Here is a 15,420-nt window from a genome sequence, read left to right on the forward strand (position 1 = left end):
CTTTAACGTTAAATTTGAAACTTTATTGAGCGAAAGCCTTTTGGTACATTTTAAAATATTATTTATATGATTGATACCACGTAATAAAATTTTTTACACCAATTTCTAAATCTATAATGGGGGAGTAGCCGTAATTTTCTTTTAGTTCTATTGTGTCTGCCCATGTTTTAAAAACGTCGCCAGCTTGCATGGGCATCATTATTAATTCGGCATCTTTTTTTAAATTTGTTTCTATAGTTTTTATAAAGTCCATCAGTTTTACTGATTTTCCTCTACCGATATTATATATGGCCGCATTGCTCTTCGAGTTTGAATTGGCTATGAATCCTTTTTCCAAAATCAAAGTAATACCATCAACTATGTCATCTATATATGTAAAGTCTCTTGCCAATTCTCCATTATTGTAAACATTAATAGGCTTGTTCGCTAAAATATTTTTTGTAAATGAAAAATAGGCCATATCTGGTCGACCCCACGGGCCATATACAGTAAAAAAGCGTAAACCAGTACATTGAAATTTATAAAGATGGCTGTAGGTGTGTGCCATTAATTCATTACTTTTTTTAGTAGCGGCATATAGGCTAACAGGATGGTCTACCGGGTCGGTAGTTTTAAAAGGTACCTTGTCATTTAATCCATATACACTAGAGCTACTAGCGTATACCAAGTGTTTTATTTTATAATTACGGCAGCATTCTAAAATATTTAAAAAACCAACTAAATTGCTGTCAACATAGGCTTCTGGATTTTCTAGGCTATACCTAACACCAGCTTGGGCGGCTAAATTACAAACCACATCAAAATTTTGAGCTTTAAATAACTTTGGAAGATTTTCGCGGTCTTCTAGTGCAAGTCTTATAAATGAAAAAGTAGATTTTGTAGTGCTTTCTGATAAAATATTAAATTGTTCAGCATCATTTCGTTGTATGCCTAGTTCTTGTAGTCTGGCATATTTAAGATTAACATCATAGTAGTCGTTGATATTATCTAAACCGACAACCTCATGGCCTTTTTCTATCAAACTTTTTGAAACAAAAAAACCAATAAAACCAGCAGCGCCGGTTATTAAAATTTTCATGATTGCCCTATTTTGTAATAGTTAAAGCCAATACCTTTCATAGTGTCAGTGTCTAATAAACGTCTACCGTCAAATACAAAAGCAGGTTTAAGCATTTGCTGGTGAATTTTTTCCCAATCATACGTTTTAAATTCGTCCCATTCCGTCAAAATAGCAATGGCGTGTGCGTCTTTTGTAACTTCTATAGGTTTGTTGGTAACCTTTAATAACCTTCTATTCTCTTCTGGTGATCTCGTGTTTAGATAATCTAAATCAGCATAAATACGTTCTTCAGAAACTTTTGGATCATATACGATGATTTCGGCACGTTCTTCTAACAAAGCATCTGCAACTGCAATAGCGGCAGATTCTCGCGTGTCATTGGTATCTTTCTTAAAAGCCCAACCATAGATAACAATTTTTTTACCTGAAATGGTATTGTATAGTTTGGAAATAATGTTTTCGGCAAAGCGACTTTTTTGATAATCGTTGGCAATAATCACCTGTTCCCAATAATCGGCAACTTCATTTAAACCATAAGATCTGGCAATATATACCAAGTTTAAAATGTCTTTTTGAAAGCAAGAACCTCCAAAACCAACGGATGCATTTAAGAATTTTGGACCTATTCTACTATCAAAGCCAATGGCTCTAGAAATTTCTTGAATATTAGCATCCGTTTTTTCGCACAGAGCCGATATGGTATTAATTGATGAAACACGTTGCGCCAAAAAGGCATTGGCAACAAGTTTTGATAACTCTGATGACCATACGTTCGTTTGTAATATGCGTTCTTTTGGTAACCAATGCTCATATACTGCACTAAGGGCATCTTTTGCAGCTTGACCACTTGGCGTATCATTACCGCCAATTAATACACGATCTGCATGTACTAAATCTTCAATAGCGGTACCCTCGGCTAAAAACTCTGGATTCGATAAAATTTCAAATTTTACAGAATTACCCGTGTTGTCTAAAATGTTTTGAATTGCTTGAGCGGTTCTTACAGGAAGTGTCGATTTTTCAACAACAATCTTGTCATCTTTAGCTACTTTGGCAATATTACGGGCGCAAAGTTCTATAAATTTTAAATCTGCCGCTTGTCCTTTACCTTTTCCATAGGTTTTGGTAGGGGTGTTTACAGAGATAAATATCATTTGAGCTTCGTCGATAGCTTTATCAACTTCTGTAGAGAAAAAAAGATTTTTCCCACGTCTCTCTCCTACAATTTCTTTTAATCCTGGTTCATAGATAGGTAGTTGATCTAAATCATCTGTATTCCACTGATCAATTCGGTCTTGATTGATATCTACAACGGTTACCTGTATTTCTGGACATTGCTTTGCTATAACCGACATGGTTGGACCGCCAACATAGCCAGCGCCAATACAACATATTTTTGTGATCTTTTTCATTTATGGGTTATTTGGATTAAAAAAAGCAAAGATTAAAAATTAAAGCTCTAATAGAAAATATATTTTAGGTGAAGTCGTTATTTACAGGGTTCAAAAGCTTTTACGTGCGATAAATGGTATAGGCCATTTCCTTTAACCGATAATTTACACGTATTAAACGAATTATACTATTAATTCAGTGTTTTGGTTAAATGTATAGTTAATTTTGAATTTTATATTTGTAACCCTAAATTGACAACTATTGAAAACCGTTTCAACACCTACTAAAATTTGGCTTTCTTCTCCGCACATGGGAGGCACAGAGCAAAACTATGTTAATGAAGCCTTTGATACGAATTGGATCGCTCCTTTGGGACCGAATGTAAATGCTTTTGAACAGGCAATTAAAGATGAACTGGAGAATGCCGTTCATGTTGCCGCTTTAAGTTCAGGTACAGCTGCCATTCATTTAGGACTTGAGTTATTGGGTGTAGGAAAAGGTGATGATGTTATTTGTCAAAGTTTTACATTTTCTGCTTCTGCCAACCCAATTGCTTATTTAGGTGCAGCCCCAATATTTATCGATAGTGAAAGAGATACATGGAATATGTCTCCAGAACTTTTGCGAAAGGCGATTGAAAGTGGAATAAAAGAAGGTAAAAAACCAAAAGCTATTATTGCGGTTCATTTATACGGTATGCCATATAAAGTTGCAGAAATTAGAGCTGTGGCCGATGAATTTGAAATTCCTATTTTGGAAGACAGTGCAGAGGCTTTAGGCAGTTCATATAACAACATCGCCTGTGGTACTTTTGGCGATATTGGAGTTTTGTCTTTTAATGGTAATAAAATTATAACCACTTCAGGTGGTGGTGCTTTAGTTTCTAAAAATAAATCCTATGCCGAAAGAGCGGTGTTTTTAGCAACACAAGCAAGAGATGATGCACCGCATTACCAACATTCTAACATTGGCTACAATTATAGAATGAGTAACGTATTGGCCGGTATAGGGCGTGGTCAAATGGAAGTTTTAAAAGACCGAGTTAGCGCACGTAGAGCCAATCATCAATATTATCTAGAGACATTAAATCAATTTGAAGAAATTGAATTTCTTTCTGAACCTAAAGGGTATTTTTCAAATAGATGGTTAAGTTGTATCTTGACCCCGTCTTTTGAAAAGAGAGAAAAACTCAGGTTAGCCCTTTTAGAAGAAAATGTTGAGTCTAGACCTTTATGGAAACCACTACACTTACAACCAATTTTTAAAACTTCGAAGCAGTTTGTCGATGGTACTTCGGCATCTTTATTCGATAGAGGTCTTTGTTTACCAAGTGGATCTAATTTGACCAATGAAGAATTAGAACGAGTTGTAGCAACTATCAAAAACGTTTTATCATGATTCAGAAATACTTAAATTACAATGCACAGCGATATGCCTCAAAGTGGCTTGTGTTGGGCATTGACCTTTTAACAGTAGTTTTTTCATTTGTTCTATCTTATTTTATTCGCTTCAACTTAACCTTAAATTTTGATGTCAATAATTTTTTGATTCAAATACCTTTGGTAGCCGCCGCCGCATTACTGGCTTTCTTAATTGTGGGTTCTTACAAAGGTGTAGTGCGACATACCGGTGTTAGAGATGTTTATAACATTTTTAATGCGGTGTGCTTTTTTAGTATACTCGTTATTTTTGTTGTTATGGTGAACAGGCAATTAGATGTGTTAAGTCAATTCACTATACCGTTGTCTATTATCATTATTAATAGTCTAATCGCTTTTATAGGTTTAGTTGCCTCTCGTTTTGTTTTTAAATCTTTTTATAACAGAATGAACAGCAATATTAAGGTGACCAAAAATATTATTATTTATGGTGCAGGTGATTCAGGTGTACTTACACACAGTGCCATTGCCAACAATAGTAAAAGTAGGTATAAGGTTATTGGATACATTGATCGCGATGCAAAGAAAATAGGAAAGAATATTAACGGGGTTCCTGTATTTGGAAGAAAAACGTTAACCGAGGCATTCATTGTAAAAAATAATATTTCAGAAATTATTTTTTCTATTCAGAACATAGATTCTCGTAAATTAAGAAAGACGGTAGAAGGTTTGGTCGATTTGCCAATTATAGTAAAAATTGTACCGCCAATTGAAGATTGGATTAATGGAGAGCTAAAGGTATCTCAAATAAAGCAAGTACAGATTGAAGATTTATTGGATCGTGCACCAATTACTATTAAAAATAGTAAAATTGCGATGGAGTTAATGAACAAGACCGTAATGGTAACTGGTGGTGCAGGTTCTATTGGTAGTGAAATTGTTCGTCAAATATGTAACTACGGTTATAAATCTTTAATTGTTATCGATTCTGCAGAATCGGCATTGTATGATCTGCAACAAGAATTAAAGCAAAACGGATTTCATAATTTTATTCCGATCGTAACCGATATTCGAGATAAAAATAGGATGAATGCTCTTTTTGGAGAACACAGCCCAAATGTTGTTTTTCATGCAGCAGCTTATAAGCATGTGCCATTAATGGAGTACAATTCTTATGAAGCCATAAAAATTAATATTGGTGGTACTAAGAATGTAGCAGATCTATCTATAATACATGGTGTTGAAAAATTTGTTTTCGTTTCTACTGACAAAGCAGTGAACCCAACCAATGTTATGGGGGCAACCAAACGTATTGCAGAGCTTTACATTAGCTGTATGCAAAAAGAAAACAAAACTAAATTCATTACCACCAGATTCGGTAATGTACTTGGGTCTAATGGCTCTGTAATACCATTGTTTAGAAAACAGATAGAAAATGGTGGTCCGTTAACTTTAACCCATAAAGATATAACACGATATTTTATGACCATACCAGAAGCTTCTCAGTTGGTTTTAGAAGCCGGTGCAATGGGTGAAGGTGGTGAGATATTTATATTTGATATGGGCGAATCGGTTAAGATATTTGATCTGGCCAAAAATATGATTAAGCTTTCTGGTCTAAGATACCCAGAAGATATCGATATAAAAATTACCGGATTACGCCCAGGTGAAAAATTGTATGAAGAGTTACTGGCCAATGGTGAAAATACCTTACCAACATATCATCAGAAAATCAAGATCAGTAAAGTGCGTGATGTTGAATACAGTAAGGTGAGGTCGAAAATAGATGAGTTATGTATTACCAATATGTTCTTTAGCGGAAATACGGTGAAATTAATGAAAGAGATTGTTCCGGAATATGTGTCTAAAAATTCAGATTTTTGTGAGCTTGATAAAACACCAAATTCTATTGACGGTACCAAAGCTCCTTTAAAAATTGTACAACCTTAATCATTTGAACATTAACCATATTTATAGAATTAAAAAGATGAATACATTGAAAATGAAATTTAATCATTACGGATTACTGGTATTTTTAGGAGTGCTTATTGCTTCTTGTGGCTCAAAAAAGGATGTTGTCTACTTTCAGGACGCTGAAGATTATGAAACTATTGTAAGTGATAATACTCATACGAATACTTTTAAGGTTGATGATGTTGTCGGCATCAATGTTTCTACATTAGATGCTTTGGCAAGTGTGCCTTTTAATTTGTTTTCTTCTGCACAAGGTGAACGAAATATTGGTCAACCGCAACAATTAGATTATATCGTAGATAAGAATGGTGAGATAGATTTCCCGGTAGTGGGAAATATAAAGATTGTTGGTCTTACACCAGAAGAAACAAAGGTATTACTAAAACAAGAATTACTGCCCTACTTAAAAGATCCTATCATTAATATTCGTTTACGGAATTTTACGGTAACGGTTTTAGGGCAAGTAAATAGCCCAGGTACGTATCAAGTTAATGGTGAACAAATTACTGTTTTAGAGGCTATTGGTCTTGCCAATGATTTAAATATAAAAGGTAAGCGAGACAATGTTTTGGTCATCCGCGATTTTAACGGAACTAAAGTGTACACACGTATTGATTTAACCAAAAAAGCAGCACTCAATTCACCTGTGTATTATTTAACACAAAATGATGTGGTGTATGTAGAGCCTAACCAGTCAGCAGTAACACAATCAACTTTAGATAATAGAGCAAATACAGCTATCTCAATTGCTTCTATTTTAATTACTTCAGCATTGATATTACTTACAAGAAATTAGAACTCTGATTTAAATACCCAATTCAATAAATTTTATGAATATTTCGGATAAAAAAGAGGATTTAAAAAATATTATATCAAATTATACAAAGCATTGGAAATGGTTTGTGGTATGTGGTGTACTAGGAATTATGTTCGCCTACATATATATTAGATATACAATACCTGAATATGCCGTTAAATCTCAAATTCAAATAGTTGAAGAGAAAAGTGGAACTAGCCAAATGAGCGCATTTCAAGATTTAGATATTTTAGGTGGTGGGGCTCAAAAAATTGAAGATGAAATAGAAATTTTAGGATCTCGCTCAAACTATATTGATGTTGTTAAAGAGCTGAAGCTTAATTTTAAGATAATAGCACTTGGTAAGGTTATAAGCTCTGAGGTATATTCTAACACTCCAATAAAAATTAATTTTATTGCAGCAGATTCTACAATTAATAATGCTAAGTTAGATTTTTTTATCGAGTTCTCTTCTGCGACTACATTTGGTTATACTGAAACCGAAGGTTCTCCATATAAGATTTTTTCTTTCGGTAATGGTATTTCGACTTCAATAGGTGATATGGTTATAACACCTAATGTTAAAGACACAAAAAGTTTGATTGGTAAAGAATTTAAGATTCAGATACTACCTGTTGAAGATGTTGCTCGCTCATTGAAGGCAGCTGTGAAAATTGACATGGTTGATGACAAGTCAAACATTTTGAATGTTTCTTTAAATAGTGCAATACCTGCAAAGGCAAAAGATATTATTGATAAACTAACAACCATTTATAATAGAAATGCTTCTGAAGAAAAGCGAAGAATAGCAAATGTAACTTCAGAATTTATTAATGATAGAATACAGTTAATATCCGGAAATCTTAGTTCTGTTGATAAGGATGCTCAGGAACTTTTGACACAAAAAGGTATGACAGGTTCTGGGTTGGAGGTAGGTGCAGCTGTACAGGTAAGTGCTGGGAGTCGTCAAAATTTAGAAAGCGCGAAAGTACAATTGCAAATGGTTAGTGGTCTTAAAGATTATGTTAATGGCGAGGCGGGTTATGATGAAATGCCTGTAGTTGATGTTGGCAGTAATTCTTTAAATGAAGCTTCAATGCAGTACAATACTTTAGTTGCAGAAAGAAAGCGACTGCTTAAAAGTGCAGATGAGCAAAACCCTATGATTATAAATTTAAACGAGCAGCTTGATGGACTTAAAAACACCATGCAATCTAGTCTAAATTCATTGGAGCGAAATGTAGGTATGAATGTTAGTACGCTTCAAAGTCAACTAGGTAGAATACAAGGAACAATTTATTCTGCTCCTGAAAATCAGAGGGAACTAAGGAATATTACTCGAAAACAGGAAACAACGGAATCACTTTATTTATATTTATTACAAAAAAGGGAAGAATCTCAAATCGCTTTTGCTTCGGCAGCACCAAAATCTAATATTATAGATACAGCATTTGTGGCGAGTCCAACACCGGTAAAGCCGAAAAAAGCTATGACCTATTTAGCTTCTTTGATATTAGGTCTGTTATTACCTTTTGGCGTTATCTATGGTAAGGATTTATTGGACACTAAGATTCGTAATAAGTATAGTTTAGAGGCATTTACAAAAGATGTACCTGTATTAGGTGAATTACCTAGATTGTCTAAAAAGGATAGTAAAATTATTATAAATGATGACCGTTCAGTATTAGCTGAAGCTTTGCGTATAATACGAGCTAATCTAGACTTTTTAATTAAAACGAAACGCGCTAGTGATAGTAATAATAATAACGTTATTTACGTAACATCATCAACACCTGGTGAGGGAAAAACATTTGTGTCTTCTAATCTGTCAATGATATTGGCAAGTACTGATAAAAAGGTTCTTTTAATTGGAGCAGATATTAGAAATCCGAAATTATATACCTTCTTTTCTGGAGATTCTGTAGATAAGTTGAAAACACCTTCTAGAAATAAAGATGCTGGTTTGACAGAATTTTTATTGGATGATACTATTCAAGTTAAAGATATTATTAGACCAATGTTGGTACATAATAATACGATTGATGTAATTTACTCAGGAAAAATACCGCCAAACCCTGCAGAGCTTTTAATGAGCTCTAAAGTAGAAGCGTTGTTAGCTGAAGTTTCTGAAATGTACGATTATGTTATTGTCGATACTGCCCCAATGATGGTAGTGAGTGATACACTTTTAATTGCACCTTATGCGAATCATATTATTTATGTTACCAGAGCAGGAGTAACTGACGAGAATGCAGTAAAGTTTCCTTTAAACCTTCGTGATGAAGGGAAATTGAAAGGAATTTCATTTGTAGTTAATGATGTAACTTTAAACGAATTAGGATACGGAGGTAAGTATGGCTATGGATATAATAAAACTAGTCAAAAGTGGTGGAAATTTTAAACTAGGTTATTTAAAATTATAAATAGTCTTTTCAATTATAGGCTTAATAAGCATCAATGTTTTTTCATTGATGCTTATTTTTTTGAGATACTTTAGTTGCGATATTTTGTGAATATCAGTGGCAACAAAATCTAATAAATTATTCTTTAAAAGATATAATGCCGTTTGTTTTACTTCTTTGCCATAATACTCACCTAAGGATAAAATGTTCAATTGAAATAATAATCCTTCATTTTTATATCTAGAATATGCATTTAAGTTTTTATGCAAATACGCATACCGCTCAGGATGCGCGAATATTGGAAACAAGCCAGCGCTTTTTATTTTTTCAACCGAACTATCAAAATTAATAGACGCCTGTAAGTATGACATTTCTATTAATAGATAGCTTTTGATAATAGGCATAATTTGCTTATCTACGAGGAGTTTTTCGAAGCCGGAATCGATCATATGTTCTGCTGCAGCCGCTACATTTACATGCTCTAAATTGTTCATTTTTAAAGCATTCTTAAGTAGTGATAATGAGCTACTAATCGTGTTAGGATTATTAGGGTAATAGTTCTCCATAATATGCGGAGTACAGATAAAATCGGTTACCCCGAACTCCTCAAAACCTTTTATAAGTTCAATAGAATCTTCAACAGTTTTTGCGCCATCATCAATACCTGGTAATATGTGATTGTGAATATCTATAAACCCGTCAAGGTGATCTATTAAAAAATGTTTTTTAGAAAAAAAGCTGAACATAAACTGAAATTAGGTTTTAGATATCTGAGGATTGTTAATTGAACAAAGTTACTATATAATACCATTGTACGTTTTTACGAAAGCTATAATGTGCAATGGTTGTACTTTTATTAGGTCTTTAATACGGTACCGTCAACTTTGATAACTAGAAAAGGTCTGCATTATTTTAGTTGTACCAATTAAAAGTATGGTTTAGAAATTTTTAGTTGCAAGGTGTAATTGCCTAGAGCCATACCAAGAAAAGAATTCTCCGTCAGCTAATCTAACTTCTGTATTCTTTAAAACGCTCTTAATGGTTTTTATGTGTTCTTCTCTGAAAGGGTAAGGCTCTGATGATAATAGCACTACATCAGGGTTATAATCATTTATTTCTTGCAACGTAATACAAGGATAGCGATTTTGGTCAGCAAACACATTTATATACCCACACCTATTAAGCATGTCACTAATATAGGTATCGCCACCTACGGTCATATACGGGTCTTTCCAAATTAGATAGACTACTTTTACTGATGGTCTTTTTGGTTTTAATGTAAGATTTAGTTGATTAATGATTTCTGTCGCTCGTTTGGTGCTAGAAGTTATTTGACCAATTTGTTCTATCATTTTAAGACTGTCGTCAAAGGTTTTAACGTCACTCAACCATACTGGAGTGGATTCACTTAAAAATTCAATCTGATTCTTTAAATTTTCCTCTTTATTTGCGAAAATCAAATCTGGCTTAAGGTGTAAAATCTTTTCTAGTTTTAGATCTTTTGTACCACCAATCATACTTTTTGTGAGATATGGCTTATTAGGGTGTACACAGAACTTGGTACAACCCACTACTTTGTCGCCCAATCCTAAATCGAACAACAATTCTGTGATGGAAGGAACAACAGAAACTATTCTAGTTGGCGTGCTGTTAATTTTAACTTGATTTCCTAGTTGGTCTAAATAAATCATGAATTTAGCAATGAATAGTATCGTAAATCTAGCCTTTTTTATCTGAAATAAGTATCAATGTAAAGTAATGCATGATCTCAATAATATCAATTTGTCAAATTTTGGAAGCATATTTATTAATCAATCATATTTAAAGCTCAGAATTAAAGAAAATTGAAATAATGCTAATTAAAATCTTTATTTTCGTGTCAGCCTAAAATTGTTGTTGCAACATCAATATTTGTAAATGCTGTAATGTATTGAACGACGATTAATTGAAACGTAATTGATTCAATACGTTGAAAAAAATCAGGCTGCTAAAAATTAAATTGAGTATTTAAAATGAACGATATCATACAAACTCCTTATAAACCGCTAAATCATATTCGTATAGTGACTGCGGCTTCTCTTTTTGATGGTCACGATGCCGCTATAAATATTATGCGTAGAATCATACAATCCACGGGCTGCGAGGTTATTCATTTAGGTCATAACCGCTCTGTGCAAGAAATTGTTGATTGTGCTATTCAAGAAGATGTGCAGGCTATTGCAATTACTTCTTATCAAGGCGGACATGTAGAATACTTCAAGTATATGTATGATTTGTTGAAGGATAGAGGTGCGTCGCAAATTAAGTTGTTCGGTGGTGGCGGTGGAACAATTCTACCTGAAGAAATAGAAGAATTACATGCCTATGGTATAGAAAGAATTTATTCGCCTGATGACGGTCGTGCCATGGGACTTCAAGGTATGATCAATGACTTGATTCAAAAAAGCGATTTTCCAGTTGGAGAGCACCTTAATGTAGCATTAAGCGAATTAGAAGAACTTAGTTACGCCGATATTGCAAGATTGATTTCTTCTGCAGAGAATTTTCCTGAAAAGCATGATGTTGTTTTAAATAACATCAGAAAGAAGGTTGAAACGAAAAAGGTAGCTCCCGTATTAGGAATTACAGGTACAGGCGGCTCTGGTAAATCATCGTTAGTTGATGAATTGGTGCGTCGTTTTCTTGTTGATTTTGAAGATAAAAAGATTGCAGTAATTTCAGTAGATCCATCTAAACGTAAAACTGGAGGAGCACTATTAGGGGATCGTATTAGAATGAACGCTATTTTTAATGATAGGGTATACATGCGTTCTTTGGCGACACGCCAGTCAAATTTAGCCTTGTCAAAATATGTGAAAGATGCCGTTGATATTACCAAGGCAGCTGGTTTCGATCTAATTATTCTAGAAACATCGGGTATTGGTCAGTCAGACACTGAAATTACCGAGCATTCAGATGTGTCTTTATATGTGATGACTCCGGAATACGGTGCGGCAACACAACTTGAGAAAATTGACATGCTTGATTTTGCAGATTTAATTGCGTTAAACAAGTTTGATAAAAGAGGAGCTTTAGATGCCTTACGAGATGTGAAAAAGCAATACCAGCGTAATCATCTGTTATGGGATACTCCACCAGAAGAGCTTCCTGCTTATGGTACTATTGCATCCCAGTTTAATGATCCAGGTATGAATCAGTTGTACAGGGCGGTAATAGATACGCTTGTAAATAATATTGGAGCAGAGGACTTAACATCGACCTTTGAAAGTTCAAGGGAAATGTCCGAGAAGATTTACATCATTCCGCCAAAAAGAACAAGATATCTTTCTGAAATAACAGATGCTATTCGTGATTATAACGAAAGGGCTGAGCATCAAAAAACTGTAGCTCAAAAACTTTTTAGCTTAAAAGAATCTGCTGAAATATTAAAAGATAAGGAAAAGGCATTAGAAGTTATTGAAGCTGCAAAAGAGGAATTACAATTAGACCTAGATCCACATAATAAGAAGATAATAGACGAGTGGAACGCAAAGAAAGGGAATTACGAGGGTGATTTTTTCACCTATATAGTTAGGGGTAAGGAGGTGAAGGTAGAAACAGCGACCAAATCTTTATCGCAGACACAAATACCAAAAGTAATTTTACCTAAGTACGAAGGCTGGGGAGATATATTGAAATGGTCTTTACAGGAAAACGTACCGGGGGAATTTCCTTTTACGGCAGGGGTTTTTCCATTTAAAAGACAAGGGGAAGACCCGACCAGAATGTTTGCTGGTGAGGGCGGACCTGAAAGAACAAATAAGCGTTTTCATTATGTTTCAAAAGGATTGCCGGCAGCTCGCTTGTCTACAGCATTTGACTCGGTAACGTTATATGGAGAAGATCCAGGTGATCGACCAGATATTTACGGAAAAATTGGAAATTCAGGAGTGAGTATTTGCTGTTTAGATGATGCTAAAAAATTATATTCCGGGTTCGATTTATGTGCGCCGACTACTTCGGTTTCCATGACTATTAATGGTCCTGCAGCGACTATTGCCGCATTTTTTATGAATGCTGCTATTGATCAGCAATGTGAAAAGTATATTAAGGCCAATGGATTAGAAGCTGAAGTCAATAAAAAAATTGATGCCATTTATAAAAAGTTAGGAGCTAAGCGCCCAACGTATGCTGGTGAGTTGCCAGAAGGTAATGATGGTCTTGGTTTGTTTCTGTTAGGGGTAACTGGTGATCAGGTTTTAAAGGCAGATGTATATGCTGAACTAAAGGCAGATGCATTATCGAAAGTACGGGGTACGGTACAAGCAGATATTTTAAAAGAAGATCAAGCACAGAATACCTGTATTTTTTCTACGGAATTTTCATTGCGTTTAATGGGCGATGTACAACAGTATTTTATAGATCAGAAAGTCCGTAATTTTTATTCGGTCTCTATTTCTGGATATCACATTGCAGAAGCAGGGGCGAACCCGATTAGTCAGTTAGCATTTACACTAGCCAATGGCTTTACTTTTGTAGAATATTACCTTTCTAGAGGAATGCATATTGATGAATTTGCACCTAATCTTTCTTTTTTCTTTAGTAACGGACTAGACCCTGAATATGCCGTAATTGGTAGGGTTGCAAGAAGAATTTGGGCAAAAGCGATGAAGTTGAAGTATAACGGGAATGAACGTTCTCAAAAGCTGAAGTATCATATTCAAACTTCTGGGCGCTCTTTACATGCGCAAGAGATTGATTTCAATGATATTAGAACGACATTACAAGCGCTGTATGCTATCTATGATAATTGTAATTCATTGCATACCAATGCGTTTGACGAGGCAATTACCACGCCTACAGAACACTCGGTTAGAAGGGCAATGGCGATACAATTGATAATCAATAAAGAGCTAGGGTTGGCTAAAAATGAGAACCCAATGCAGGGATCTTTTATTACGGAAGAGTTGACCGATTTAGTTGAAGAAGCCGTTATGGTTGAGTTTGATAGAATTACGGATCGTGGCGGAGTGCTTGGAGCAATGGAAAGTATGTATCAACGTAGTAAAATACAAGAAGAGAGTTTGTATTATGAAACGAAGAAGCATACTGGGGAGTTACCAATTATAGGAGTAAATACTTTTTTGTCTTCTAACGGGTCGCCTACTGTAATACCAGATGAAGTAATTCGTGCAACCGAAGATGAAAAGAAAGTACAGATTCATAATCTTAAAGATTTACAGGAAAGAAATGCAGTTATAGCGGAAGAATCTTTGAAATCTTTGCAGGATATTGCCTTGAATAATGAGAATACTTTTGAGCAATTAATGGAAACAACTAAATATTGTTCTTTAGGTCAAATTACGCACGCCATGTTTGAAGTAGGAGGGCAGTATCGAAGAAATATGTAATACTGTTTTATGCCTCATATTTAAAAATTATATGAGGCTTTGTTGGTTGTATTTCGGTATTGACACCTACTTTTACAAAAAACGAATATCATGCTGCATCTAAAATTAGCTACTGACCCACGTTGGGTCAATATTGTGGAGAAGAATATAGAAGAGATTTTAACCGATCATGCATGGTGCGAACAAAAGGCGGCTACGAATGCAATTACCATTATTACGCTAAATTCTGAATACCCAGATTTAGTGACTGATTTACTTTTGTTAGCGCAGGAAGAATTGGTGCATTTTCAAATGGTTCATGATATTATAAAAGAACGAGGTTATACATTAGGTCGAGAACGTAAGGATAGCTATGTAAATGAGCTTTGCAAATTCATGAATAAAGGTGGTAGTAGATTACAGTCTATGGTAGATCGACTATTATTTTCTGCCATGATAGAAGCAAGAAGCTGTGAACGCTTTAAATTACTTTCAGAAGAAATTCAGGATCCAGAATTATCTAAGTTTTATCGAGATTTAATGATAAGCGAAGCGGGTCATTACACGACTTTCATTGGGTTTGCTCGTAAATACGGTCAAGATGTTGATGTAGATAAACGTTGGAAAGAACTAGTTGAATTCGAAGCGAAAGTGATTCAAAATTATGGGAAGGATGAGACTATTCATGGTTGATATTGATGTTTTGTTTATTTTCCGATACAAAACATAACTACTGCTGATTGTCAGCTTATTAAAATTGTAGGGTACAAATAAGGTACAATTCAGGTATAAAAGCATCGATAGTAATAATAATAATATTTAAATTATGTGATGATTTTTTTGAGAATATTATAAATAAAAATTTTTAAAGATTTCAACTTTTAGAAATGTTCGAGATATTTTTTGTTAGGGACTCTATTTAATAGAAAAACCTAAGGAGCATATCAAAAATTATTAGGGATATGATTGTATCTATTTAAAGCTTCATCACCACAAAGGGCATAACACTTAAATTTTATTTGTGATTTAATAATAGGCAGTCTCAATC

The 15,420-nt window shown here is 34.4% G+C and carries 10 protein-coding genes; 6 read left to right on the plus strand and 4 right to left on the minus strand.

Going from position 1 to position 15,420, the window contains the following annotated elements:
* Positions 1 to 58: 58 nt before the first annotated feature.
* Both CLV90_RS08975 and CLV90_RS08980 read right to left on the minus strand, forming a co-directional pair.
* Positions 59 to 1,078, minus strand: a complete 1,020-nt coding sequence (locus tag CLV90_RS08975; protein ID WP_133687175.1) for an NAD-dependent epimerase/dehydratase family protein — start codon at positions 1,076 to 1,078, stop codon at positions 59 to 61.
* On the minus strand, positions 1,075 to 2,472 hold the full coding sequence (locus tag CLV90_RS08980) for a nucleotide sugar dehydrogenase (RefSeq protein WP_133687176.1): 1,398 nt from the start codon (positions 2,470 to 2,472) through the stop codon (positions 1,075 to 1,077). The genes CLV90_RS08975 and CLV90_RS08980 overlap by 4 nt, the downstream gene beginning before the upstream one ends.
* A 289-nt stretch (positions 2,473 to 2,761) precedes the next feature.
* On the opposite strand from CLV90_RS08980, the gene CLV90_RS08985 reads away from it, so the two are divergent.
* Genes CLV90_RS08985 through CLV90_RS09000 form a run of 4 tightly spaced genes read left to right on the plus strand, consistent with a single transcriptional unit; the run spans position 2,762 to position 9,002 of the window.
* A complete protein-coding gene (locus CLV90_RS08985) occupies positions 2,762 to 3,850 on the plus strand; it encodes a DegT/DnrJ/EryC1/StrS family aminotransferase (RefSeq protein WP_133687957.1) in 1,089 nt (362 codons plus the stop codon).
* Positions 3,847 to 5,781, plus strand: coding sequence for a polysaccharide biosynthesis protein (locus CLV90_RS08990; RefSeq protein ID WP_133687177.1), 1,935 nt, complete (start codon positions 3,847 to 3,849; stop codon positions 5,779 to 5,781). The genes CLV90_RS08985 and CLV90_RS08990 overlap by 4 nt, the downstream gene beginning before the upstream one ends.
* 37 nt (positions 5,782 to 5,818) lie before the next feature.
* Entirely contained in the window at positions 5,819 to 6,601 is a 783-nt protein-coding gene (locus CLV90_RS08995) for a polysaccharide biosynthesis/export family protein (protein WP_243835333.1), read from the plus strand.
* 34 nt (positions 6,602 to 6,635) lie between these two features.
* Positions 6,636 to 9,002 (plus strand): GumC family protein, encoded by a 2,367-nt coding sequence (locus CLV90_RS09000; RefSeq protein ID WP_133687178.1) that lies wholly within the window; start codon positions 6,636 to 6,638, stop codon positions 9,000 to 9,002.
* A gap of 6 nt (positions 9,003 to 9,008) precedes the next feature.
* On the opposite strand, the gene CLV90_RS09005 is transcribed toward CLV90_RS09000, so the two are convergent.
* Together CLV90_RS09005 and CLV90_RS09010 are read right to left on the minus strand one after the other, a co-directional pair.
* Positions 9,009 to 9,749: a tyrosine-protein phosphatase gene (locus CLV90_RS09005; RefSeq protein ID WP_133687179.1), complete on the minus strand. Its 741-nt coding sequence runs from the start codon at positions 9,747 to 9,749 to the stop codon at positions 9,009 to 9,011.
* 192 nt (positions 9,750 to 9,941) lie between these two features.
* Complete coding sequence (locus tag CLV90_RS09010; RefSeq protein ID WP_133687180.1) at positions 9,942 to 10,694, minus strand: helical backbone metal receptor; 753 nt, start codon at positions 10,692 to 10,694, stop codon at positions 9,942 to 9,944.
* Positions 10,695 to 11,015: 321 nt separating this feature from the next.
* On the opposite strand from CLV90_RS09010, the gene CLV90_RS09015 reads away from it, so the two are divergent.
* Both CLV90_RS09015 and miaE read left to right on the plus strand, forming a co-directional pair.
* Positions 11,016 to 14,393, plus strand: coding sequence for a methylmalonyl-CoA mutase family protein (locus CLV90_RS09015; protein WP_133687181.1), 3,378 nt, complete (start codon positions 11,016 to 11,018; stop codon positions 14,391 to 14,393).
* Positions 14,394 to 14,483: 90 nt separating this feature from the next.
* Positions 14,484 to 15,065: a tRNA-(ms[2]io[6]A)-hydroxylase gene (miaE, locus tag CLV90_RS09020; RefSeq protein ID WP_133687182.1), complete on the plus strand. Its 582-nt coding sequence runs from the start codon at positions 14,484 to 14,486 to the stop codon at positions 15,063 to 15,065.
* Positions 15,066 to 15,420 lie beyond the last annotated feature (355 nt).

It is taken from the genome of Maribacter spongiicola, from assembly GCF_004364165.1.
Taxonomy (GTDB): Bacteria; Bacteroidota; Bacteroidia; order Flavobacteriales; family Flavobacteriaceae; genus Maribacter; species Maribacter spongiicola.

Excerpts from the sequence above, each read along its gene's own strand:
- CLV90_RS08990 (WP_133687177.1), top strand. The coding sequence starts at position 3,847 with ATGATTCAGAAATACTTAAATTACAATGCACAGCGATATGCCTCAAAG.
- CLV90_RS08985 (WP_133687957.1), top strand. The coding sequence starts at position 2,762 with ATGGGAGGCACAGAGCAAAACTATGTTAATGAAGCCTTTGATACGAAT.
- miaE (WP_133687182.1), top strand. The coding sequence starts at position 14,484 with ATGCTGCATCTAAAATTAGCTACTGACCCACGTTGGGTCAATATTGTG.
- CLV90_RS09005 (WP_133687179.1), bottom strand. The coding sequence starts at position 9,749 with ATGTTCAGCTTTTTTTCTAAAAAACATTTTTTAATAGATCACCTTGAC.
- CLV90_RS08995 (WP_243835333.1), top strand. The coding sequence starts at position 5,819 with ATGAATACATTGAAAATGAAATTTAATCATTACGGATTACTGGTATTT.
- CLV90_RS08975 (WP_133687175.1), bottom strand. The coding sequence starts at position 1,078 with ATGAAAATTTTAATAACCGGCGCTGCTGGTTTTATTGGTTTTTTTGTT.
- CLV90_RS09000 (WP_133687178.1), top strand. The coding sequence starts at position 6,636 with ATGAATATTTCGGATAAAAAAGAGGATTTAAAAAATATTATATCAAAT.
- CLV90_RS09015 (WP_133687181.1), top strand. The coding sequence starts at position 11,016 with ATGAACGATATCATACAAACTCCTTATAAACCGCTAAATCATATTCGT.
- CLV90_RS08980 (WP_133687176.1), bottom strand. The coding sequence starts at position 2,472 with ATGAAAAAGATCACAAAAATATGTTGTATTGGCGCTGGCTATGTTGGC.
- CLV90_RS09010 (WP_133687180.1), bottom strand. The coding sequence starts at position 10,694 with ATGATTTATTTAGACCAACTAGGAAATCAAGTTAAAATTAACAGCACG.